At 72.0% G+C, this 20,581-nt stretch carries 19 protein-coding genes and 1 tRNA gene; 11 read left to right on the top strand and 9 right to left on the bottom strand.

What is annotated here, in order from left to right:
* Positions 1-235 precede the first annotated feature (235 nt).
* The gene (locus tag J7F03_RS29585; RefSeq protein WP_214954836.1) at positions 236-856 is read left to right on the top strand and encodes a hypothetical protein; all 621 of its coding nucleotides are present in this window, start codon (positions 236-238) and stop codon (positions 854-856) included.
* Between the two features lie 74 nt (positions 857-930).
* Here J7F03_RS29585 and J7F03_RS29590 read toward each other — a convergent pair.
* The 6 genes from J7F03_RS29590 to J7F03_RS29615 all read right to left on the bottom strand — a co-directional run bounded on the left by J7F03_RS29590 (position 931) and on the right by J7F03_RS29615 (position 6,468).
* Positions 931-1,018: transfer RNA gene (locus J7F03_RS29590), tRNA-Ser, on the bottom strand.
* Between the two features lie 58 nt (positions 1,019-1,076).
* Positions 1,077-2,027 (bottom strand): serine protease, encoded by a 951-nt coding sequence (locus J7F03_RS29595; protein ID WP_214954838.1) that lies wholly within the window; start codon positions 2,025-2,027, stop codon positions 1,077-1,079.
* A 147-nt stretch (positions 2,028-2,174) separates the two neighbouring features.
* Positions 2,175-3,233 carry a YeiH family protein gene (locus J7F03_RS29600; protein ID WP_214954840.1) on the bottom strand — a complete coding sequence of 353 codons (1,059 nt, stop codon included), beginning with the start codon at positions 3,231-3,233 and terminating at the stop codon, positions 2,175-2,177.
* Complete coding sequence (locus J7F03_RS29605) at positions 3,233-3,787, bottom strand: cysteine dioxygenase family protein (RefSeq protein ID WP_214954842.1); 555 nt, start codon at positions 3,785-3,787, stop codon at positions 3,233-3,235. The genes J7F03_RS29600 and J7F03_RS29605 overlap by 1 nt, the downstream gene beginning before the upstream one ends.
* Before the next feature lie 111 nt (positions 3,788-3,898).
* Positions 3,899-4,804 carry a LysR family transcriptional regulator gene (locus J7F03_RS29610; protein ID WP_214954844.1) on the bottom strand — a complete coding sequence of 302 codons (906 nt, stop codon included), beginning with the start codon at positions 4,802-4,804 and terminating at the stop codon, positions 3,899-3,901.
* 92 nt (positions 4,805-4,896) lie between these two features.
* On the bottom strand, positions 4,897-6,468 hold the full coding sequence (locus J7F03_RS29615; protein WP_214954846.1) for a S1C family serine protease: 1,572 nt from the start codon (positions 6,466-6,468) through the stop codon (positions 4,897-4,899).
* A 247-nt stretch (positions 6,469-6,715) separates the two neighbouring features.
* On the opposite strand from J7F03_RS29615, the gene J7F03_RS29620 reads away from it, so the two are divergent.
* The 3 genes from J7F03_RS29620 to J7F03_RS29630 all read left to right on the top strand — a co-directional run bounded on the left by J7F03_RS29620 (position 6,716) and on the right by J7F03_RS29630 (position 9,387).
* A complete protein-coding gene (locus J7F03_RS29620; RefSeq protein ID WP_214954933.1) occupies positions 6,716-7,504 on the top strand; it encodes a glycerophosphodiester phosphodiesterase in 789 nt (262 codons plus the stop codon).
* Positions 7,505-7,684: 180 nt separating this feature from the next.
* Positions 7,685-8,191, top strand: coding sequence for an ATP-binding protein (locus tag J7F03_RS29625; protein WP_374104408.1), 507 nt, complete (start codon positions 7,685-7,687; stop codon positions 8,189-8,191).
* Between the two features lie 221 nt (positions 8,192-8,412).
* On the top strand, positions 8,413-9,387 hold the full coding sequence (locus J7F03_RS29630; protein WP_214954848.1) for a DUF5926 family protein: 975 nt from the start codon (positions 8,413-8,415) through the stop codon (positions 9,385-9,387).
* Between the two features lie 221 nt (positions 9,388-9,608).
* Here the strand turns inward: J7F03_RS29630 and J7F03_RS29635 are convergent, their stop codons facing one another.
* Positions 9,609-10,250, bottom strand: coding sequence for a hypothetical protein (locus tag J7F03_RS29635; RefSeq protein WP_214954850.1), 642 nt, complete (start codon positions 10,248-10,250; stop codon positions 9,609-9,611).
* A gap of 177 nt (positions 10,251-10,427) precedes the next feature.
* Entirely contained in the window at positions 10,428-11,126 is a 699-nt protein-coding gene (locus J7F03_RS29640) for a bifunctional DNA primase/polymerase (protein ID WP_214954852.1), read from the bottom strand.
* Positions 11,127-11,544: 418 nt separating this feature from the next.
* Here J7F03_RS29640 and J7F03_RS29645 point away from each other — a divergent pair, with 418 nt between their 5' ends.
* On the top strand, positions 11,545-13,152 hold the full coding sequence (locus tag J7F03_RS29645) for a PP2C family protein-serine/threonine phosphatase (RefSeq protein WP_214954854.1): 1,608 nt from the start codon (positions 11,545-11,547) through the stop codon (positions 13,150-13,152).
* Positions 13,153-13,293: 141 nt separating this feature from the next.
* Positions 13,294-14,760 carry an aminopeptidase P family protein gene (locus J7F03_RS29650; protein WP_214954855.1) on the top strand — a complete coding sequence of 489 codons (1,467 nt, stop codon included), beginning with the start codon at positions 13,294-13,296 and terminating at the stop codon, positions 14,758-14,760.
* Positions 14,761-14,824: 64 nt separating this feature from the next.
* Here J7F03_RS29650 and J7F03_RS29655 read toward each other — a convergent pair whose 3' ends face one another.
* The gene (locus J7F03_RS29655; RefSeq protein WP_214954857.1) at positions 14,825-15,283 is read right to left on the bottom strand and encodes an ATP-binding protein; all 459 of its coding nucleotides are present in this window, start codon (positions 15,281-15,283) and stop codon (positions 14,825-14,827) included.
* A 258-nt stretch (positions 15,284-15,541) separates the two neighbouring features.
* Between J7F03_RS29655 and J7F03_RS29660 the strand changes: the two genes are divergently transcribed.
* From J7F03_RS29660 to J7F03_RS29680, 5 genes are all read left to right on the top strand, one after another.
* Positions 15,542-16,363: a hypothetical protein gene (locus J7F03_RS29660; RefSeq protein ID WP_214954859.1), complete on the top strand. Its 822-nt coding sequence runs from the start codon at positions 15,542-15,544 to the stop codon at positions 16,361-16,363.
* A gap of 118 nt (positions 16,364-16,481) precedes the next feature.
* Positions 16,482-17,201, top strand: coding sequence for a YcnI family protein (locus tag J7F03_RS29665; protein ID WP_214954935.1), 720 nt, complete (start codon positions 16,482-16,484; stop codon positions 17,199-17,201).
* A gap of 87 nt (positions 17,202-17,288) precedes the next feature.
* Positions 17,289-17,942: an SCO family protein gene (locus J7F03_RS29670; protein WP_214954861.1), complete on the top strand. Its 654-nt coding sequence runs from the start codon at positions 17,289-17,291 to the stop codon at positions 17,940-17,942.
* On the top strand, positions 17,939-18,457 hold the full coding sequence (locus J7F03_RS29675) for a copper chaperone PCu(A)C (protein ID WP_214954863.1): 519 nt from the start codon (positions 17,939-17,941) through the stop codon (positions 18,455-18,457). Before J7F03_RS29670 ends, J7F03_RS29675 begins: the two co-directional genes overlap by 4 nt.
* Positions 18,458-18,479: 22 nt before the next feature.
* The gene (locus tag J7F03_RS29680) at positions 18,480-20,558 is read left to right on the top strand and encodes a copper resistance protein CopC (RefSeq protein WP_214954865.1); all 2,079 of its coding nucleotides are present in this window, start codon (positions 18,480-18,482) and stop codon (positions 20,556-20,558) included.
* Positions 20,559-20,581: the final 23 nt, after the last annotated feature.

Below are 20,581 nucleotides of genomic sequence, written 5' to 3' on the forward strand. Positions count from 1 at the left end.
GGGCGGCGCGACGGATCTTCTTCAGACGGTCGGGGGACCAGGTGTCCATGCGGAACCAGACAGTGGCCGCCCGCGCCGGGATCCCCCTCGAACATCAAGCACATGGCCATGCGGACTGACCGGGACCACCGCCCCCTCCGCGAAGGGTGCCCGCTCCCGGGGCACCCTTCGCGGAGCCGGGCAGCAGCCCGAAAACTCCTCGCGCGCCCTACTCCGGCAGTGAACAATTCCGGACATGGGGACAGACATCTACGGGTTCATCGAGTGTCGCTGGGATCGCTGGCTGGACGAGGACGACCGCAGCTGGAACATGGCCGCCGACGTCGACCACCTCTACAACGGCCGTTCCTACCTCGCCTTCGGGTCCCTGTTCGGCGTGCGCGACACCGGCTCCTTCCGCCCGCTCGCCGACAACCGCGGGCTGCCCCCGGACGCTTCGCCGCAGAGCCTCGCCGCCGTCGAGCCGTGGGGCTCGGACGGGCGGGGCGCGTCCTGGATCACCTGGGCGGAGCTGGCGGCCGCGGACTGGGACGAGCTCGCCGACGAGGTCGACGACTGCGTCCACGAGTACCGCCGCGGCCCTGACGGCACCTGGGAGCTGTGGGGCACGAACACCAGCCTCACCCGCTTCGCCGAGCTTTCCGGACTCACCGATCCCCGCGTCCTCCACCGCGCGGGCCGCGCCTACCCCGAGGGCACCGAGTGGCCGGACGGCGACCGCGTCTTCCGCATCGGGCGCCTCACCCGGAAGCAGGCCGTGCCCGACAGCGACTGGGGCGCCGTCTGGTCGGTCATGCGCACACTGGCGAGCCTGCACGGCGACGAGGGCGTCCGCCTGGTCGTCTGGTTCGGCTGACCCCACGGCCCGCACGCGCAAAGGGGTGCCACCGGATCAGTGGCACCCCTTCTGAGCTGGGCCTCGGGCCCGCTTGGCGGTGGGTGTGGGATTTGAACCCACGGTGACTCGCGCCACGACGGTTTTCAAGACCGTTCCCTTAGGCCGCTCGGGCAACCCACCTGGCGGGTACAGAGTACCGGGCGGTGAGGGTGTGCGGCGCTCGGGATTTCGGGGTGGGTCAGGCGGTCTGGGCTTTGTCGTACGCGGCCTTCGCCTCATTGCCGAAGTACGGGCCGTACATGCGGTTGGGCAGGAAGGTGTAGCCGAAGCTGTTCACCGAGGCTTGCGTGCCCAGGCCCGTGGCCTCGTTGAAGTCCTGGAACCAGGGGCCGCCGCTGGAGCCGCCGGTCATGTTGCAGGACATGCTGTGGTCCTTGGTCAGCAGGAAGTCCTTGCCGGTGTTGCCGCTGCAGTAGACGAGCTTGGTGCCGTCGTACGGGGCCGCCGCGGGGAAGCCGAAGGAGTACATCTTCTTGTTGTAACCGCCGTTGAAGACGATTCCCTGGGCGCCGACGACCTGGCTGAGCTTCTGGCCGTTCAGCGGGGCGACGACCGCGAGGCCGACGTCCATGTTCATGTCCTCGCTGGCCGCCCACTGGTCGGTGGCGAAGGTCTTGGTGGCCGACCACTGGCCGTAGGGCGCGTTGCCGTTGTCGTACGCCGGGACGAAGACCCAGTTGGTGTGCCAGGTGCCCTGGTACTTCACGCAGTGGCCGGCGGTGATCACCGTGCTGCCGTTGGCGCTGGTGATCGAGTCACCGGAGCAGGAGGCTGTGCGGTCGCCGAAGGTGAAGAAGACCCGGCCCGAGGTTTTGACGACCGCACCGCCGCCCGTCCAGGCGCCGCCCGCCTGCGGGAACGCCGTGGGGGAGGCGCTCGCAGCCGTCGGGGCGATCGTCGTGGGGCGGGCCGCGGCGGTGGGCACCCGGTGGCCGGCGCCCGGGGCCGCCGTGATGTCCAGCGGGGTGGCGGCGCGCATGCGCTCCGCGGTCCAGAACCCCTGGGTCTGCTGCTGCCGGAACGAGGACTGGCTCTCCGCGGCGACCGAGGCGGAGGCCGACGTCAGGGCGCCCGCGATCAGGGCGCCCGCCGCGAGTAAGACCGATACGGCTGTGCGATGACGATTCACGCAATGACTCCTTCTGCCGTGCCCGGATGAAGAGTGGTCGGTGCGGATCGGGGGCAGAGTGACACGCCGGAGGCGAGATGTCAGGCACCAGTCGGAACGTTCGGTCGGTTCCGGCCAGGATTTGGCCAACTCCGTTCCGTCCAGGGGTCACGCGGTGAGGAGGACACCCGCGTACGAGACTCCGGCCACCATGATCCAGGCCCCCAGGCCCAGCAGGGCGGCCCGGCCGCCGGTACGGGACAGGGTGGGCAGGTGGACCGCGCTGCCCAGGCCGAACAGGGCGGCCGCCAGCAGCAGCTCCTGTGCGGTGTGCGCCCATTCCAGGGCTGCGCCGGGCAGTACCCCGGTGGCGCGCAGCGCGGCCGCCGCGAGGAAACCGGCCACGAAGAGCGGCACCGGGGCCGGCCGGCGGCCCGAGGGCGTGCGCACCCCGCGCCTGCGGGCCCGTACCGAGAAGGCCACCGCGGCCACCAGCGGGGCGAGCATGGCCACCCGCATCAGCTTGACCAGCACCGCTTCGCCGAGCGCTCCCGGGCCGGCCGTCTGGGCGGTCGCCACCACCTGGCCGACGTCGTGGACGCTGGCTCCCACCCAGCGGCCGAACTCCGGGTCGGAGAGGCCCAACGGGGATTGCAGGAGCGGGAGTACGGCGATGGCGAGGGTGCCGCAGAGGGTGACCAGGGCGACCGAGGAGGCCACGTCCTCCTCGTCGCTGCCGGACACCTCGCTGACCGCGCCGATGGCCGAGGCCCCGCAGATCGAGTAACCGGTGGCGATCAGCAGCGGCTGGTCGCCGGGGAGTCCGAGCCGGCGGCCGAGCCAGAGCGTGCCGAAGAAGGTGGCCGCCACTACGCCGGCCACCATCGCCACCGTGGCCCAGCCCAGCCGGAGCACCTGGTCCAGTCCCAGCGCCAGGCCCAGCAGGACGATGCCGATCCGCATCAGCCGCCTCCCGGCCAGGGAGAGGCCCGGGCGCGCGGTTCCCCGTACGAAGCCCCGTAGCCGGGGGAGGTGCGCCGCGGTGATGCCGAGCACCACGGCGGCCGTCAGCATCGGCACCGCGGGCACCAGCCGGTGCAGGGACCAGGCCACCAGCACTCCGGCGGCCGCGAGGCCCAACCCGGGCCAGGGTGACGATGTTTCACGTGAAACATCGCTCGGACCCGGCGATCCCGCCCCCCTCACCGGGCGGTTCAGCAGGGCCATCAGTCGGAGGGGAGCGTGTAGACACGGCGGACGCTGCTGCCCAGGCGGGCGACGTCGGCGCCGTATACGTGGAGGGATATCGCCTTGGTGGAACAGGAGTTGCGGACCTTGTGGATGTCCCCGGGCGGGGCGAAGCCGCAGACGTCGCCGACGCCGTTGACCACCTGCTCGGTCGCCACCAGCCGGGCGTCGTCGGTCGCCGTGGCGGGGGCGAGGCGGTAGCGGAGCTCGCTCTCCTCGCCCTCGTGCACCCCGGCCACGCACCACGAGACGTGGTCGTGGATGGCGGTCTCCTGACCCGGAAGCCACACCAGGGCGACCACCGAGAAGCTGCCGTCCGGCTCCGCGTGCAGGATGTGCTGCCGGTAGCGATCGGAGTGGCCCTCGCGCTGTCCGGCGGTGAGCAGACCGTGCGTCCCCAGGTGCGGGGCGAGGCGTTCGCCGACCAGGTAGGCGGTGAGGTCCGGGGCGAGCCCCCGGTTCACGACCGTGCGGATCTCACTGACGAGGGCGGCCATCCTCGCGGTCGTGCGGGCCGGCGTGGTGGTGGTCATACCCGGAGCGTCGGGGAGCCGATCCATCACGTCCAACGACAGTTCCGAGCTGAAAGCCCTAGCTCCGCTTATGGGTTGGCGGGGCCGCGAGGCCCGGACCCGGTGGCCCGCTCAGCAGCCGACGCGGTTCGACGCCGCCCGCTGCAGGGCTTCGAGCACCACCGCGGTCGCCGGGATCCGCGCGTGGTCGCGGTACACGTAGGCGGCGATGTGGCGTCGCGCGGCCGGCTCCAGGACCCGGCCGCACGCCTTGCTCAGGGAGAGCGAGGGCAGCACGAGGGCGGGCATCATGGCCACGCCCAGGCCCTGCGCGACCAGGCTCTGCACGACCAGGTTGTCGTCGGTGGCGAACCGGATGTCGGGGACGAAGCCCAGCTCCGCGCATTCGTGCAGCAGGTTCGCCCGGCAGCGCGGGCAGCCCGCGATCCACCGCTCCTCGGAGAGGTCCGCGAGGTGCACGGCCCGCCGCCGGGCCAGCGGGTGGCCGGTCGGCAGCAGCACGGTCAGCTGGTCCTCCAGCAGCTTGACCTCGCAGACCTCCTCGGGGACCGCCTCGTGCAGCCCTGGATAGGTGAAGGCCAGGGTGATGTCGCACTCGCCGCGCTCCAGCCTGCGCAGGGAGTCCGGCGGTTCCTGCTCCAGCAGTTCGACCTGGATGCCCGGGTGGTCCTTGGCGAGACTGCTGAGGGCTTCCGGGACGAGGGTGACATTGGCGCTGGGGAAGCCGCACAGCCGGACGCGGCCGGTGCGCAGCCGGGCGTACGCCTTGAGCTGGGCCTCGGCGGCGGAGAGGCTGCCGAGGATGGACTCGGCGTGCCGGGCCATGGACTCCCCGGCCTCGGTGAGCTGCATGCGGCGCCCGACGCGGGTGAACAGCGGGGTGCCGGCGGCGCGTTCGAGCGCCTTCATCTGCTGGGTGACCGCGGGCTGGGTGTACCCCAGGACCCGGGCGGCGGCCGAGTAGGACCCGGAGGCAACCACCTCGTGGAACGTCCGTATGTGCCGAGTATCGAACACGCCCGAAGCATAAGCGGATATTGGGAGGGGCCGTAGGCGGAATCCCGCCTACGGCCCCTCCCAACAAGCCAGTCGAGCCGGCGGCGTACCGCCTACTTGTCGCCCACCCGCGAGCCGAGCGTGATGTCCACCGTGTTCGGCTTGCCGCCACGCAGGTAGGTCAGCTTCACCGTGTCACCCGGCTTGTAGGTCCAGATCTCGCTGATCAGGGTCGGGCCGCTGTCGATCGGCTTGCCGCCGAACTCGGTGATGATGTCGCCGGGCTTGAGCCCCGCCTTGCCGGCCGGGCCGTTCGGGTCGACCAACTCGTTGGCGCTCGCCCCGGTCTCGGAGATCTTGGCGCCGTCGATCTTGGCCGCGAGGTCCACGGAGACCGAGATCACCGGGTAGACGGGCTTGCCCGTCTTGATCAGCGACTCGGCGACGTTCTTCGCCTGGTTGATCGGGATGGCGAAACCGAGGCCGATGGAGCCGGCCTGGCCGCCGCCGAAGCCGCCGTTGCCCGCCGACTGGATCGCGGAGTTGATCCCGATGACCGCGCCGCGGCCGTCGAGCAGCGGACCGCCGGAGTTGCCCGGGTTGATGGAGGCGTCCGTCTGCAGCGCGCTCATGTACGAGTTCTTGCTGCCGGAGCCGTCACCGGAGGCGACGGGGCGGTTCTTGGCGCTGACGATGCCGGTGGTGACCGTGTTGGACAGGCCGAACGGGGCGCCGATCGCGATGGTCGAGTCGCCGACGGCGACCTTGTCGGAGTCGCCCAGCGGCAGCGGCTTGAGCCCGGACGGCGGGGTCTTCAGCTTGATGACGGCGACGTCGTACCCCTGGGCCCGGCCGACGACCTCGGCCTCGTACTTCTTGCCGTCGGAGAACGTCGCGCTGAGCTTGCCGCCGTTGGCCGCGGAGGCGACGACGTGGTTGTTGGTGAGGATGTGGCCCTGCTGGTCGTAGACGAAGCCGGTGCCGGTGCCGCCCTCGCCGTCCCCGGCCGAGGCCTCGATGGTGACGACGCTGGGCAGCGCGCCGGCGGCCAGGCCCGCGACGGAGCCCGAGTCCCGCTTGAGGTCCTTGGGGGTGTTGCCGGCGCTGACCGTGGTCGAGCCGGAGCCGTTGGCGCTGCGGTCCGCGGCCCAGTAGCCGACACCGCCGCCGACGCCGCCCGCGAGGAGGGCCGCCGCGAGCACGCCCGCGATCATGCCGCCCTTGCCCTTCGGCTTGGGCTGCGGGGCGCCTTCGGTGCCCAGAGGCATGCCCCAGGCGCCGCCGCCCTGGCCGCCGCCGGTCCCGTACGCGGGGGCCGCGGGCGGCGGGGGAGGCCAGCCCTCGGCGCCGTGCGCCTGCGGCTCGGGGGCGGAGTGCTGCGTCTGGGCGTAGGCCGGAGCGGCGGGCGGGACCGGGGACTCGGCGTACGCGGGGGCGGAAGCCGGTGCGGCCGGGGCCGGGGCCGGGAAAACCGTCGGGGCCGCGGGCTGCGCGGCCGTGGTGTGGGGGAGCTGCTGGGTCGGCTCGGCGCCGGGCGCGGGCGTCGGCGGCAGCTGCTGGGTCACCGGCTCGGCGGCCGCTGGAGCGGCGGAGGCGGGCGCGGCGTCCACGGGAGCGGCCACCGGGGGTGCGGGCGGGGCCGCGGGGGGCGTAGGGGCCGCGGTGCCCTCGTTCTCGGTGCTCACAGCGCTCTCTCCTCGTCACACACGGCTTCAGAAATACTGGCGGTCGGTCCGACTGAACGTTCGACGTGCCGTACAAGTTCCAGGGCAAAGCCTTTCCCATGACCCGTCAGAGCACTGTAAGCCGGACCTGTGCGTCTCCTCCCATCCTTTATCTCCGACATTTCAGGCGCATCCGCAGAAGCACCCGCAGGCCACTCCCCGACATCCGGGGCCCTCCCGGTGGCACCATGACCCGGTGACCCACGCAATGCCGCGCCCCATCCAGGTCGTCGCCCACCGCGGCGCCTCGGAGGATGCCCCCGAGCACACCCTGGCCGCCTACCGCAAGGCCATCGAGGACGGGGCCGACGCCCTCGAATGCGATGTCCGGCTCACGGCCGACGGCCATCTGGTCCTGGTCCACGACCGCCGGGTGAACCGCACGTCCAACGGCCGCGGCGCGGTCTCCGCCCTGGAGCTCGCCGATCTCGCCGCCCTCGACTTCGGCTCGTGGAAGGACCGCGAGGAGTCCCCCGACTGGGACGCCGACCCCGAGCGGACCTCCGTACTCACCCTGGAGCGGCTGCTGGAACTGGTCGCCGACTCCGGGCGGCCCGTACAGCTGGCGATCGAGACCAAGCACCCGACCCGCTGGGCCGGACAGGTGGAGGAGCGGCTGCTCTTCCTGCTCAAGCGCTTCGGCCTGGACGCGCCGACCGCCGAGGGGCCGCACCCGGTCAGGGTGATGAGCTTCTCCGCGCGCTCCCTGCACCGGATGCGGGCGGGCGCGCCGACGATCCCGACCGTGTACCTGATGCAGTTCGTCTCGCCCCGGATGCGGGACGGGCGGCTGCCGGCCGGGGTGCGTATCGCGGGGCCCGGGATCCGGATCGTGCGCGCCAATCCGGGCTTCATCCGCAAACTTCAGGCCGCAGGCCACCCCGTACACGTATGGACAGTGAACGATCCGGAAGATGTTCAGCTCTGCGCTGATCTGGGTGTAGAAGCGATCATCACGAACAGGCCCCGACAGGTTCTGTCACAACTAGGACGCTGACGTCCCTATTTGCCCACACGTCACACAGGCACCGGACATCACGGGGTGTGCACCGGCGCATCCGCTCCGCATTCGGCCGTCGTCAATGCGCCAGAGGGCTCCGCTTAGGCGGTTTCCGGTCCAGGCCATTGGGGCATCCAGACCATGCGTGGGGCTAAGGAGGTTCCGGGGGTGGCGTTGATGGTGGCACAAGAAGTGCCCACGTCGTCGTGCATGGATGTACGCCATGGTCCTGCGGGAGTAGGCGAGGCGAGGCACCGGATGCGCGAGCAATTGCGTATCAGCGGGGTGTCCGAATCGGTCGTGGACGATGCCGTACTGATCCTTTCCGAACTGCTCAGCAATGCCTGCCGACACGGCAGACCGCTGGGCGCGCGGGACATCGGTGACGGAGGGATACGCGCGTCGTGGCGCGTCGACAAGGCGGGGCGGCTGACGGTCGAGGTCACGGACGGCGGCGGGCCCACCCGCCCGGTCCCGGCCACACCTTCGGTCACCGCGCGAGGCGGGCGGGGGCTGAACATCATCAGCGCCTTGGCCCTGGACTGGGGTGTCCGGGACGGAGCGGCGGGTGAGGTCACCGTCTGGGTGATCGTCGCCTGTGGGGCCCGGCACGAGGATTTCGCTACGCGCGTCGCGCCCCCGGCGATCGACTTCGTCTCGGCCTTCGACGATCTGGATCCCTGATCCCCAATCCCTGATCACCGATTCACCGATTCACCGATTCACTGATCCCTGATCACCGATCACCGATCACCGATCACCGGCCACGAGAAAGCAGATGGCGGCCGTCCGGGAGCGCACGCCGACCGTGCTCCCGGCCGCACCCCACCGGCTGCGGCGGTACGAACGGCTAGGCTCGCGCCCAGAGACCCACGCCGTACCGCCGCAACCGGGAGACACCCACGATGGCCAAGAAGCGCCCCGCAGCGAAGACCGCAAAGCCGCAGCTCAACAACGGTGAGATCCCGGTGGTGGGCGCTCGCGAGCCCTGCCCCTGCGGATCCGGGCGCCGCTACAAGGCCTGCCACGGCGCCGCCGCCGCGCACGCCGTCACCGAGCACGTCCGGCGCCCCTTCGAGGGCCTGCCCGGCGAGTGCGACTGGGTGGCGCTGCGCGAGCTCGTCCCCGCCGCCACCGTGCCGCTCACCCTCAAGGGCGGTCTGCCCGAGGGCGTCCCCTCCGTCACGCTGGTGACCGTACTCCCGCTGGCCTCGCCCGCGCTGCGCCGCGAGGACGGCTCCGTCCTGCTCGGCCTGCAGAACGAGTCGAGCACCGGTGACCTCTCCCGCGACATGGCCGACACCCTGGAGCGCGCGCTCGCCGCCGAGCCGGGCACCGCCGTCGAGGCCCGCCGGGTCCCGGCCGAGGGGACCCGACTCCAGGACCTCCTGTCCGCGGACGGCGGTTTCGAGCCGGTTGTACACAGCGGGTTCGAATTCTGGATTCCGGAAGCGGAGAACGCCCAGAGCGCCTCGCCGGAGGTCGCCGCCTCCCTGGAGCGCGCCAACGCGGCCGCCATCCCGACGGTCAAGCTGACCGGCGTGGACGCCGCTTACTGGTGCGAGACCCCGGACAAGAACCACCTGCGCTGGGTCATGCCGCACCCCGAGGAGAAGCTGCTCGACGCGCTCGCGCGTCTGCACGCGGCCGGCACCTCCTCGCTCGGCGAGGGCACCAAGCTCGTCGGTTCCTTCCGCGCGCACGGCCTGATGGTCCCCGTCTGGGACCTGCCCACCGGGGTCTCGGCGGACGACGTGGAGAAGCCGGCGGCCGAGCTCGCTGAGCGGCTGGCCGTCGCGCTCGCCACGGACGCGCCGCTGACCACGGAGGAGCGCCGGGCGCGCGGCGGTCTCACCAACCGCCAGGTGACGCTCAGCTGACCGGGGGCCGGGGGCCGTGCGCGGTCCCCCGGCCCGGGGCGGGTCGCAGGTGCCCGGATACCGGTGACCGGTGTCACAACTCCCGCTAATCGCCTGCAAATCGATGTCTGAATATCAGAGATCGAATTTGCGAACAGGCGATCTCTTGTTACCGTTCTTGTAGCCCGGTCGCTGGTGCATCCCCCGTCGCCAGCGACCGGGCCCTTGATTTTCCGGCGTGTTCAACCGTCGCCCGGTGCCGGTGAGTTGCTCCCGGACCGCAGAAGCAGCGTCCCTTCAGAATCCGGAACTGCAAATTCCGCCACGGCCGAGTAGCCGTCCGGAGTACCCGCCGACGGATCCCTCGGCGTCTCGCACAGACCCGGCTCGTCTCCCGCGCCGACCGCGCAGCGGATCTGCACCGTCCGCCCCGCCGGCCCCATCACCGTGAGCACCGCGTCGAGCGGATGGCCGCTGGTGTTGCGGTAGTAGCTGCGCCCCCACGTCCGCCCCTCGCCGGTCAGCACGCACGTCTGCGCCTCCACCCCCTGGGGGGAGGACACTTCGGGCCCGCAGTGCGCGTCCGTACGGGGCTGCTCGGACGGACCCGGGCCGGCCGGCGGCCCGGCGGACGCCGGCGTACGCGACCGGCCGGAAGCGGAACTCGCCTCGGAATCGCCGGATTCACCGGAGTCGGAAGAACCGGGAGAGCCCGAAGAGCCGGAAGAGCCGGGAGAAGAGCGGCCGAGGCCGAACGTGGAGAGCAGCCCGCCGCCCTTTCCGTCACTCTGACCGGCGAAATCCGGCCCGGCGATCGCTCCCGCCAGCGGGAGCGACAAGATGATCAGCACACCGGCACCGATACCGATCAGGCGGAGATTCATTCGCCGAACATAGCGACGCGGGAATGGGGCGCGGAGATCCCCGCGCCCAATTCCCCTGGAAACTCGTCCCGCTGGCACCCGTACGAGTGATCCGTCAGCGCCGAAGGCCCGTCCACGAAGGGCCGTCCACGAAGGGCCGTCCACCAAGGCCGGTACCCGAAGGCCCGTACCCGAAGGTCAGTACGCGAGCCTGCTGCCGCCGCCCGGCGCCCCTGTGCTCGCCTCGACCAGCGCGTCCACGACCGCCTCCACCTCCGGCAGCCAGACCTCCCCGGCCGCCGCCGGCTCGCGCTCCCACCGCACTTGGCCGCCGCCGATCGCGGCCGAGGGCGGCAGCAGCAGGTAGCCGCCGTCACCGTGGAAGCGCAGCGAGGAGGGCACGTGGTCCTTGGCGTACAGGAGTTCGCCGAGCCGCTCCAGCGAGTACGGCGCCACCAGCAGCGACCACCGCGTGGGCGTGGCGACCACCGGCCCGAGCCGCATGCCCTGCGCGTCCAGTCGTACGAGGGCACGCGCGGCCGCGGCTGCGGGCAGGCTCACGGCGCAGGGCGCGGTCCCGCCGGTGGCCAGCAGGACCGGGGCGGATGCCCGGTTGGCCCACCACCAGGCCACCATCCGGGGGTCGGTGGTGGCCGCGAGGAGCCCGGGGTCGAAGGGATGCGCGCCGGGTACGACGCAGTCGGGGTCGGGGCAGGCGCACCGGGAGCTGTCGGCGCCGGAGCGCCCGACGCCCGGCAGTACGGGCCACCGCCATGTGGCGGCGCAGGTGAGCGCCGCGTCGAGCAGGGCGGGCTCGTCGCCCTGCGGCGGGGCGGGGCGCAGGGATCGCAAGCGATTGCGGAGCCGCTGGAGACGCCTTCCGAGGATCTCGCGCATGAGCGCTCGTTCCTTTCCGTTGAACGCCGAGGGCCACATCACACCACGTAAGCGGTGTTTCACCACACGTACACGTTTCGCGCCACTGTCCACCTGAAGCAGGTTCACACGCTTCGTGCAGTTTTCTTACGGGTCCATGGAACGTCCGGCGGGGCGGAACGCGACCCGGGTCGCGACCCCTGGCCGGGGTGGGAACGGCCGTCGTCGATGGGGACGACGGGACGCGCCGGACGGTTCCCGGCGGGTGCCGGAGTGCGCCAACTGTCCCCGGTTGCCACCGATTACGTACCCGGACCGGCTGGCGGACCCGCCCAGTCGACCGCAAAAACCGTCCGCTTCCCGCATTTTCCGGCCAAGTTCTAGCCTCGACCGAACAGTGAGTTGCCGTCCCACGGACACCAGGATTCCCACCTGGGCAATGCTGGACATCGCTCCTTGTGTGCGTGTAGATGTGGATTCATTGATGGCGGCGCAGCATGATCTGGGGGTTTGCGATGCTATATGGCGAATCGCACCAGCTGGAAAGGCGGACGCCATGAGCGCCCCGCATTTGCCGAAAGTGGCTGGAATCGATCCAGCAGTCACAGCATCCCCGCACACTGTGGCGCCCGCACCGGCGCCCACGTCCCCGTCCACTCCCACGTCCACGCCCGCGCGCACGGCCCACGCTCCGGCGCCGGCCCCCGCCGCGAGCTCGGTCATCCAGGACCGCCTGGCGGGCATGGTCTCCGACCTCACCACCCTCCACGAACTCACCGAGCGGCTCGCCCGCGCCACTGACCTCGCCTCTTCCCTCCAGGAGTTCCTGCGCGCCGGAGCTGCCCTCGTCGGCGCCCGGCGGGGACTGATCGTCCTGGAGCCCTCCGACGGCCTCGGCCCCACCACCACGATCGGCCTCGGCCTCGGCCACGCCGACCTCGGCCACATCGAGACGGTGCCGCGCAGCGCCACCTCCTACGGCCGCATCCTCGACGGACTTCCCGACGCCCACGGCGGCTCCGACGTGCTCCCCGAACCCGGCACGGCCCCCGGTTCCGGGGGATACGCCGCCCCCGTCGACCCCCGCCACCGCGAGGTCGCCGCCCGCCTCGGCTTCGCCGCCAGCTACGCGCTGCCGCTGACCGCCGAGGCCACCGGACGGCTCGGCGCGGCCGTCTGGCTCTACGACGAACAGGCGGAACCCAGCGACCGCCAGCGCGACCTGGTAGGGCTGTACGTCCGGCACGCCGCCGAGCACCTGGCCCGCATGGTGGAGGTGGAACGCTCCCGCTGCGACCTGGCCACCGTCGCCGAGGAACTGCTGCCCAGCCGGCTCCCCCGGATCTCCGGGGTCCAGCTCGCCGCCCGGCACCACACCGGTCCGCGCGGCGGCGGCGACTGGTACGACGCACTGCCGCTGCCGGAGGGCGCCCTCGGGCTGGCCGTCGGCTCGGTCACCGGCTCCGGCCCGAGCGCCGTCGCCGCGATGGGCCGGCTGCGGGCCTCTCTGCGCGCGTACGCCGTCATGGAGGGCGAGGACCCCGTCGCCGTCCTGTCCGACCTGGAGCTGCTGCTGCGCCTGACCGAGCCCGCGCGCTCGGCGACCGCGCTCTTCGCGTACTGCGAGCCCGCCGGGAGCCCCGGCTCGGGCGGCCGGGGGAGGAAGCTCATCCTGGCCGGCGCGGGTCACACGCCGCCGCTGCTGATCGGCGAGCGCCGCACCGAGTACGTGGAGACCACGCTCTCCGCGCCGCTGGGCATGCTGTCCTGCTGGGAGGCGCCGAGCGTGGAGATCGAGCCCGCGCCCGGAGAAACGGTGCTGCTGTACACGGACGGGCTGCTCCGGCGTACCGGCGACCCCATGGACCGGGCCTACGCACGGCTGCACGCCGCGGCCGCGGGCATTCCCCGTAGCGCCCGCGAGGACCCGGCCGCCATCTGCGACCACATCCTGCGGACCGTGCTGCCCGAGGGCGACACGGCCGCCGCCGGACCGCAGGGCGGCGCCGACGAGGACATCGTGCTGCTCGCGGCCCGGTTCGAGTGAGGCGGCCGGACAGGGCGGAGGGGCTGGGTCGAGTGACCCGGTTTGGCTGATTTGTCACACGGCCCGCCGGGCGCCGTCCGCTCACACATACGATGGATGAGGTCCATACCCGGTCCGTGTCCGTCGTACTGAGGAGAAGACGTGGCTGACGAGCTCACCCCGGAGACCCCGGAAGAAGAGCAGCCCAAGAAGAAGCACAAGCAGCGCAAGAACGGGCTGTACCCGGGCGTCAGCGAGGAGCTCGCGGAGAGCATGCGCACCGGCTGGGCCGACACCGAGCTGCACGGACTGGAGCCGATCGCCCAGGCCGCGCACACCGCCGCCCGCCGCTCCGCGCTGTCCGAGCGCTTCCCCGGCGAGCGCCTCGTCGTCCCCGCCGGCCGGCTGAAGACCCGCTCGAACGACACCGAGTACCCCTTCCGCGCGTCCACCGAGTACGCGTACCTCACCGGCGACCAGACCGAGAACGGCGTCCTGGTCCTGGAGCCCGCGGGCGTGAGCGGCCACACCGCCACCGTCTACCTGCTGCCCCGCTCAGACCGCGAGAACGGCGAGTTCTGGCTCTCCGGCAGTGGCGAGCTGTGGGTCGGCCGCCGCCACTCCCTCACCGAGGCCGAGCAGCTCCTGGGCATCCCCGCCAAGGACGTCCGCAAGCTCTCCGAGGAGCTGGCCGAGGCCGAGGGTCCGGTCCGCGCCGTCCGCGGCCACGACTCCGTCATCGAGGCCGCCCTGACCGACAAGGTCACCAAGGAGCGCGACGAGGAACTGCGCGTCTACCTCTCCGAGGCCCGCGCCGTGAAGGACGCGTTCGAGATCGGCGAGCTGCAGAAGGCCGTCGACTCCACCGTCCGCGGCTTCGAGGACGTCGTGAAGGTGCTCGACAAGGCCGAGGCCACCTCCGAGCGCTACATCGAGGGCACGTTCTTCCTGCGCGCCCGCGTCGAGGGCAACGACGTCGGCTACGGCTCCATCTGCGCCGCCGGCCCGCACGCCTGCACCCTGCACTGGGTCCGCAACGACGGCGACGTCCGCTCCGGCGACCTGCTGCTGCTCGACGCCGGCGTGGAGACGCACTCCCTCTACACCGCCGACGTCACGCGCACGCTGCCGATCAACGGCACGTACACCGACATCCAGCGCAAGATCTACGACGCGGTGTACGCGTCCCAGGAAGCCGGCATCGCCGCCGTCAAGCCGGGGGCGAAGTTCCGCGACTTCCACGACGCCTCGCAGCACGTGCTCGCCGAGAAGCTCGTCGAGTGGGGCCTGCTGGAGGGCCCGGTCGAGCGCGTCCTGGAGCTCGGCCTGCAGCGCCGCTGGACCCTGCACGGCACCGGCCACATGCTCGGCATGGACGTCCACGACTGCGCCGCCGCGCGCACCGAGGCGTACGTGGACGGCACGCTGGAGCCGGGCATGTGCCTGACGGTCGAGCCCGGTCTGTACTTCCAGGCCGACGACCTGACCGTGCCCGAGGAGTACCGCGGCATCGGCGTCCGGATCGAGGACGACATCCTCGTCACCGAGGACGGCAACCGGAACATGTCTGCCGGTCTGCCCCGCACCTCCGACGACGTCGAGGCGTGGATGGCCCGGCTCAAGGGCTGACCCGTCCGCTGATCGCTCACGTGCCGATGGGCGGGACCCGTACGGGTCCCGCCCATCGGCACGTCTACGACACCTTCAGCAGCGAGTCGTCACGCCACTTCAGCATCTTGTCGAAGCTCACCACGGCTCCCCGGCCCGGCCGGTTGCGGAAGCGGACGTGGTCGGCGAGTTCCGCGATCAGGTGCATGCCCCGGCCGTGCTCGGCCAGGGAGGGTCTGCGGCGGTCCACCGTCGCGGGCGGGAAACCGGGACCCGAATCGCTCACCTCGATGCGGCAGCGGTCCCCGTCCAGATAGGCCGTGACGTGGTACGCCCCGGTCTCGTCCGGGGCGCCCGCACGCGCGGCGGCTTCGCGGCCACCGTGCTCCACAGCGTTCGCGCAGGCCTCGCTCAGCGCCACCGACAGGTCGAAGGAGATGTCCGGGTCCACCCCCGCGGTCTCCATCGTCCCCAGGAGCAGCCGCCTGGCGAAGGGCACACTCGCTGCTTCGCGCCTCAAGTGGAGAGACCACCAGATGCTCATACCGTTACCTATTGCCACCCTGGGTGCCGAGTAAGCCCCCGGGGCCCGACAGAGCCCTCGTTCGGCCGATGCGGCGCTCCCGGGCAGCGGTGTATGCGGCGGTATGGGCGACGGTGGGCGGGGCCGTACGGACGCCGGCGCGACCGACACCCGAGGGGAAGCCGGGGCTCCGGCCGCGGTGTCCGGGCGCGGGAACGCAAACTATCCTGCGCACCTGCCGTATGAGGCGCCTAAGCCCAGTGCGATGATGACCCGGCCATGACTGCCCCCCACGCGACGCAGGCCGGACCCGGCCTCAGGCTGATCCGGGCCGCGGTGTTCACCGCGGTCTGTGTCGTGCTGTCCGCGGCCGGGCACGCACTGGCCTCCTGCGCGACGGTCCCCTGGTGGTCGCTCTGCGCGGGCTTCCTCGCCGTCTTCGCGGTCGCGGCCCCGCTCGCGGGCCGCCGCCGCTCGCTCCCCGGCATCGCCGCCGGGCTGGCGGTCGGACAGCTCACGCTCCACACGGTGTTCGGCCTCGGCCAGCACGGCGCCGCGGCCCCGGCGGGCGGCGCCGGCACCTCGGACACCTCGCTCGCGGAGCTCGCGGCCCAACTGGTGTGCGGGGGCAACTCCGTGCCCATCGCGCCGGCGGAAGCCCGCCGGATCCTGGAGAGCGCCGGCCTGGACCCCGCCGCCCTGGCCGCGCAGGCCGAGGCGCAGGGCACCCTCGCGCACGCCCACACGGGCCAGGGCCTCATCGAACCGGCCACGGGGCTGGTCGGGCTGTTCAGCCCGGCCATGCTGCTCGGCCACCTGCTGGCGGCGCTCGCCGCCGGCTGGCTGCTCGGGCGCGGCGACGCCGCGCTGTTCCGCCTCCTCGAACTGTCCAGGCTCTCCGCCGAAGCCGGCCCGGTGCGCCCGCTGCGTGCCGCGCTGGCCTACGTACGGGCCCTCGGCGCCGGGCTCCCGGGCACGCCGGCCCGTACCCGCCGGACGGCGCGGGCCGCCGCCGGACCGGCCGCCTCCACCGGCCGGGACTCGCTCCAGCACACGGTGATCAGGCGCGGGCCGCCCTCGGCGCTCGCCCTCGCAGCCTGACGCGGCACCTCCTCCCCGGGACACACGACGGGAACACCGGTGCCGCGGAACTCCGCGCGCGCCGCACGCGGGGCCACCGTCACCACAGCTTCCGTGGAGTGTTTCCGCCATGATCGCCATGAAGACCTCTCGCGTCTCCTTCGCCGCCGCCCTCGCCGCCGGTTCCGTCCTCGTCCTCTCCGGCACCGCCTTCGCCCACGTCGGCGTACAGCCCGGCGAGGCCACCAAGGGCGGCTACGCGACGATCAACTTCAAGGTCCCCAACGAGCGCGACGCGGCCTCGACCACTCAGCTCGAGGTCAACTTCCCCGTCGACCAGCCGCTGTCCTCGGTCATGCCGCAGGACGTTCCCGGCTGGACCGTGAACGTGGAGAAGAGCAAGCTCGACAAGCCGCTCACCGTGCACGGCAAGCAGATCAACGAGGCCGTCACCAAGGTGACCTGGTCGGGCGGCAAGATCGAGCCCGGCAAGTTCCAGCAGTTCCCGCTGTCCGTCGGCAAGCTGCCCGACAGCGTCGACAAGATGGTCTTCAAGGCGATCCAGACGTACGACAACGGCGAGGTCGTCCGCTGGATCGAAGAGGCCAAGGACGGCGCCGCGGAACCGCAGAACCCCGCGCCCGTCCTGAAGCTGGTCGCCGCCCCCGCGGCGGGCGACCACCACGACGACGCCAAGGCGGACGGCGCGAAGACCGCCGGCGCCGGCCACGAGGACAGCCACTCCGAGGCCGCCAAGAGCAGCTCCGACACGACCGCGCGGGCCCTCGGCGTCGCCGGCATCGTCGTCGGCCTCGGTGGCGTGGCCTTCGGCGTCGCCTCGCGCCGCCGCACCTCCTGATCCGCCGGTCCCGCGCTTCCGGCCGGCCGTAGCGGCCGCCCGGCCCGCGGATCCACCCGTACCAACCCCGATCCCAGGGACATTCCCATGCGCACCACACGTGTGACGGTCGCCGCCTTCGTGGCGGCGGCCGCCCTCACCCTCACCGCCTGCGGTGACCAGCCTGCCAAGTCCGGCCAGGTCACCCAGATCAGCGGAGGCCAGGCGAAGGACGGCTCCGCGACCGTGCTCGAGCGGCCCTTCGACAAGCCGGACCTCGTCCTCACGGACACCACCGGCAAGCCGTGGAACCTGCGCGAGCAGACCAAGGGCAAGCCGACGCTCATCTACTTCGGCTACACGAAATGCCCCGACGTGTGCCCCCTGACGATGAGCAACATCGCCGTCGCCAAGAAGGCACTTCCCAAGGCCGACCAGGACAAGCTCCAGGTCGTCTTCGTCACCACCGACCCCGAACGGGACACTCCCGAATCCCTCGGCGCGTGGCTCAAGGCCCAGGACCCGGCATTCACCGGGCTGACCGGGGACTTCGCCACCATCCAGGCCGCCGCGCGCACCCTCGGCATCGGTATCGAGGCCGCCAAGAAGGAGGCCGACGGCGGCGTCGTCTCCATGCACGGCGCGCAGGTCATCGCGTTCTCGCCCAAGACGGACGAGGGGTACCTCCTCTACGGGGAGAGCGCCACCGTCGATGACTACACCAAGGACCTGCCGAAGATCGTCAAGGGAGAGAACCCGTGAACGCCCGCACCACCCGCACCCTCGCCGCCGCCCTCTCCCTGACGGCCGCGCTCGCCATATCCGGCTGCTCCTCGGACGGCAAGGACTCCCCGACGGGGGCCGGTTCCGGTTCCGGCGACAAGCCGAAGCTGTCCGTCAGCGGCGGATACATGCCCGAGCCCGTCAACGAGGAGATGGCCGGCGCGTTCATGGTCATCAAGAACGACTCCAAGACGGCCGACAGGCTGACCGCGGTCACGAGCACGCTCTCCGACGATCTGCAGATCCACGAGACCAAGAATCAGAAGATGCAGCAGGTGCAGTCCATGGACGTGCCCGCGAACGGTGAGCTCAAGCTCGAACGCGGCGGCAACCACGTCATGTTCATGGGTCTCAAGAACACCCCCAAGGTCGGCGACAAGGTCACCGTCGAGCTGCGCTTCGAGAAGTCCGACCCGGTCAAGGTCGAGCTGGACGTCAAGGAGCGGACGTACAAGGCACGGACTTCGACACCCACCGATGGCACCGACCACTGACGGACCGAGGGACTGACACGCCATGACGGCCACCACCCCGACCCCATCCACGGCCCGCGTGCGTGCCACGGCACTCCTGCCGCGGCTCACGCTGGTCCTCGCAGCCCTGCTGGCAGTCTTCTTCACCGCGGCCACCCCGGCCTCGGCGCACGCCGCACTCACCGCGAGCGACCCCAAGGACGGGGCGGTGGTCGCCACGGCGCCCGCCCAGGTCACCCTCTCGTTCTCGGAGGGGGTCGCCATGAACGGCGACTCCATCCGCGTGCTGGACCCGCAGGGCAGGCGCGTCGACACCGGTGAACTGCGCGACCTCTGCAGCGGGAACACCATCCGCTACGGCACCGCCCTGCGCCCGGGCCAGCCGGACGGCACCTACACGGTCGCCTGGCAGGCCATATCCGCCGACAGCCACCCGATCGCCGGCGCCTTCACCTTCTCCATCGGAGCCCCCTCCACGACCTCCGTCTCGCTGCCCTCGCGGGCCGCGGGCGACGGTCCCGTCGCCATCGCCTACGGAGTCGCGCGCTACGCCGCCTACGCCGGGTTCGCCGTGCTCGTCGGCGCGGCCGCCTTCATCCTCCTGTGCTGGCGCCGGGGCGCCGCCGAGCGGCCGATGCAGAAGCTGGTCGTACGGGCCTGGGTCACGCTCACCGTGGCCACCCTCGCGATGCTGATGCTCCGCAACCCGTACACCGGGTCCGGGAACTTCGCCGACGCCTTCGACCTCGCCGGGCTGAAGGCCGTACTGGAGACCAAGTCCGGCGCCTCGCTCGTCTCGCGGCTGCTCCTACTGGGCGCCGCCGCGCTCTTCATCACCGTCCTCTTCGGCGCCTACGCGCGGCGCCACCAGAGGGGCGGGGCCGCCGAGGCCGGCGGGGAATCCGCCGACTCCACGGGCCGGAGCAGCGAGGGCGAGGACGCCAAGGCCGAGAGCGACCTCGTCTTCGGCCTGGGTATCGGCGGGACCGTCGTCGCCGCCGGCATCGCCGCCACATGGGCGCTGTCCGAGCACGCCTCCACCGGCATCCAGCCCGCCCTCGCCATGCCCGTCGACATCCTGCACCTGCTGGCCGTCGCCACCTGGCTCGGCGGACTCACCGCCCTGCTCGTGGCCCTCCACAAGGTCCCCGGGATCGAGCGCGAGGCCGTCCGGCGGTTCTCCGCCGTCGCCTTCACCAGCGTTCTCGTACTGACCGCCACCGGCGCCTACCAGTCCTGGCGCCAGGTCGGCAGCTGGTCGGCCCTCACGGGGACCGACTACGGCCGGCTGCTGCTCGCGAAGATCGGCCTCGTCCTCGTCCTGGTCGCCGTCGCCTACGTCTCCCGGAAGTGGACCTCGCGGCTCGTCGCAACGGCCCGGGCCGGCAAGGCAGCCGACGAGGCGGCCGGGAACGGGGACACGAAGGACGAGGAAGCGCGGGACGAGGAAACCGGGGACGAGGAAGCGAAGGCCGTGGCCGTGAAGGCCGTGGCCGCCGAGCCGAGCGATGTTTCACGTGAAACATCGGCCGGGGCGGCCCCCGCGGACCCCCGGCGCGCCGCCCAGCTCGCCCGCCAGAGCGCCGCCCGGCGCGGCGCGCGGGAGAAGCGGGCGCGCGACGCCGACCCGGACCGCGCGGGCCTGCGCCGGTCCGTGCTCGCCGAAGCGGGTGTCGCCGTGGTCCTGCTGGCCGTCACCACGATCCTCACCAGTACGGAGCCCGGCCGCGCGGCGGAGCTGGAAACCAGCCGCGGAACCGACGCCGGCGCCGTTCCCGACCGCGCGGTCAAGATCACGCTGCCCTTCGACACCGGCGGCCAGAACGGCAAGGGCTCCGTCCGGCTCCAGCTGGACCCGGGCCGCGTCGGCGCGAACACCCTCCACGTATGGGCCGAGAGCCCCGACGGCAAGCCGCTCGACCTCCCCGAGGTCAAGGTGTCCTTCACCCTCCCGGCCAAGGACATCGGCCCGCTGCCGGTCGCGCCCGAGCGCGCCGCTCCCGGGCACTGGAGCGCTTCGGGCGTCCAGCTGCCGCTGCCCGGCGACTGGCAGATCGACGTGACCGTCCGCACCTCCGACATCGACCAGACGACCGTCCAGAAGAACGTCAAGATCGGCTGACAAGCGTGACCCAGAACAGCAGC

Origin of the sequence: Streptomyces sp. ISL-43 (assembly GCF_018614195.1) — a bacterium.
Taxonomy (GTDB): Bacteria; Actinomycetota; Actinomycetes; order Streptomycetales; family Streptomycetaceae; genus Streptomyces.

Excerpts from the sequence above, each read along its gene's own strand:
- J7F03_RS29600 (WP_214954840.1), bottom strand. The coding sequence starts at position 3,233 with ATGGCCCTGCTGAACCGCCCGGTGAGGGGGGCGGGATCGCCGGGTCCG.
- J7F03_RS29670 (WP_214954861.1), top strand. The coding sequence starts at position 17,289 with ATGCGCACCACACGTGTGACGGTCGCCGCCTTCGTGGCGGCGGCCGCC.
- J7F03_RS29645 (WP_214954854.1), top strand. The coding sequence starts at position 11,545 with ATGCTGGACATCGCTCCTTGTGTGCGTGTAGATGTGGATTCATTGATG.
- J7F03_RS29640 (WP_214954852.1), bottom strand. The coding sequence starts at position 11,126 with ATGCGCGAGATCCTCGGAAGGCGTCTCCAGCGGCTCCGCAATCGCTTG.
- J7F03_RS29625 (WP_374104408.1), top strand. The coding sequence starts at position 7,685 with ATGGTGGCACAAGAAGTGCCCACGTCGTCGTGCATGGATGTACGCCAT.
- J7F03_RS29620 (WP_214954933.1), top strand. The coding sequence starts at position 6,716 with ATGCCGCGCCCCATCCAGGTCGTCGCCCACCGCGGCGCCTCGGAGGAT.
- J7F03_RS29680 (WP_214954865.1), top strand. The coding sequence starts at position 18,480 with ATGACGGCCACCACCCCGACCCCATCCACGGCCCGCGTGCGTGCCACG.
- J7F03_RS29665 (WP_214954935.1), top strand. The coding sequence starts at position 16,482 with ATGAAGACCTCTCGCGTCTCCTTCGCCGCCGCCCTCGCCGCCGGTTCC.
- J7F03_RS29660 (WP_214954859.1), top strand. The coding sequence starts at position 15,542 with ATGACTGCCCCCCACGCGACGCAGGCCGGACCCGGCCTCAGGCTGATC.
- J7F03_RS29605 (WP_214954842.1), bottom strand. The coding sequence starts at position 3,787 with ATGACCACCACCACGCCGGCCCGCACGACCGCGAGGATGGCCGCCCTC.
- J7F03_RS29655 (WP_214954857.1), bottom strand. The coding sequence starts at position 15,283 with ATGAGCATCTGGTGGTCTCTCCACTTGAGGCGCGAAGCAGCGAGTGTG.
- J7F03_RS29635 (WP_214954850.1), bottom strand. The coding sequence starts at position 10,250 with ATGAATCTCCGCCTGATCGGTATCGGTGCCGGTGTGCTGATCATCTTG.
- J7F03_RS29585 (WP_214954836.1), top strand. The coding sequence starts at position 236 with ATGGGGACAGACATCTACGGGTTCATCGAGTGTCGCTGGGATCGCTGG.
- J7F03_RS29630 (WP_214954848.1), top strand. The coding sequence starts at position 8,413 with ATGGCCAAGAAGCGCCCCGCAGCGAAGACCGCAAAGCCGCAGCTCAAC.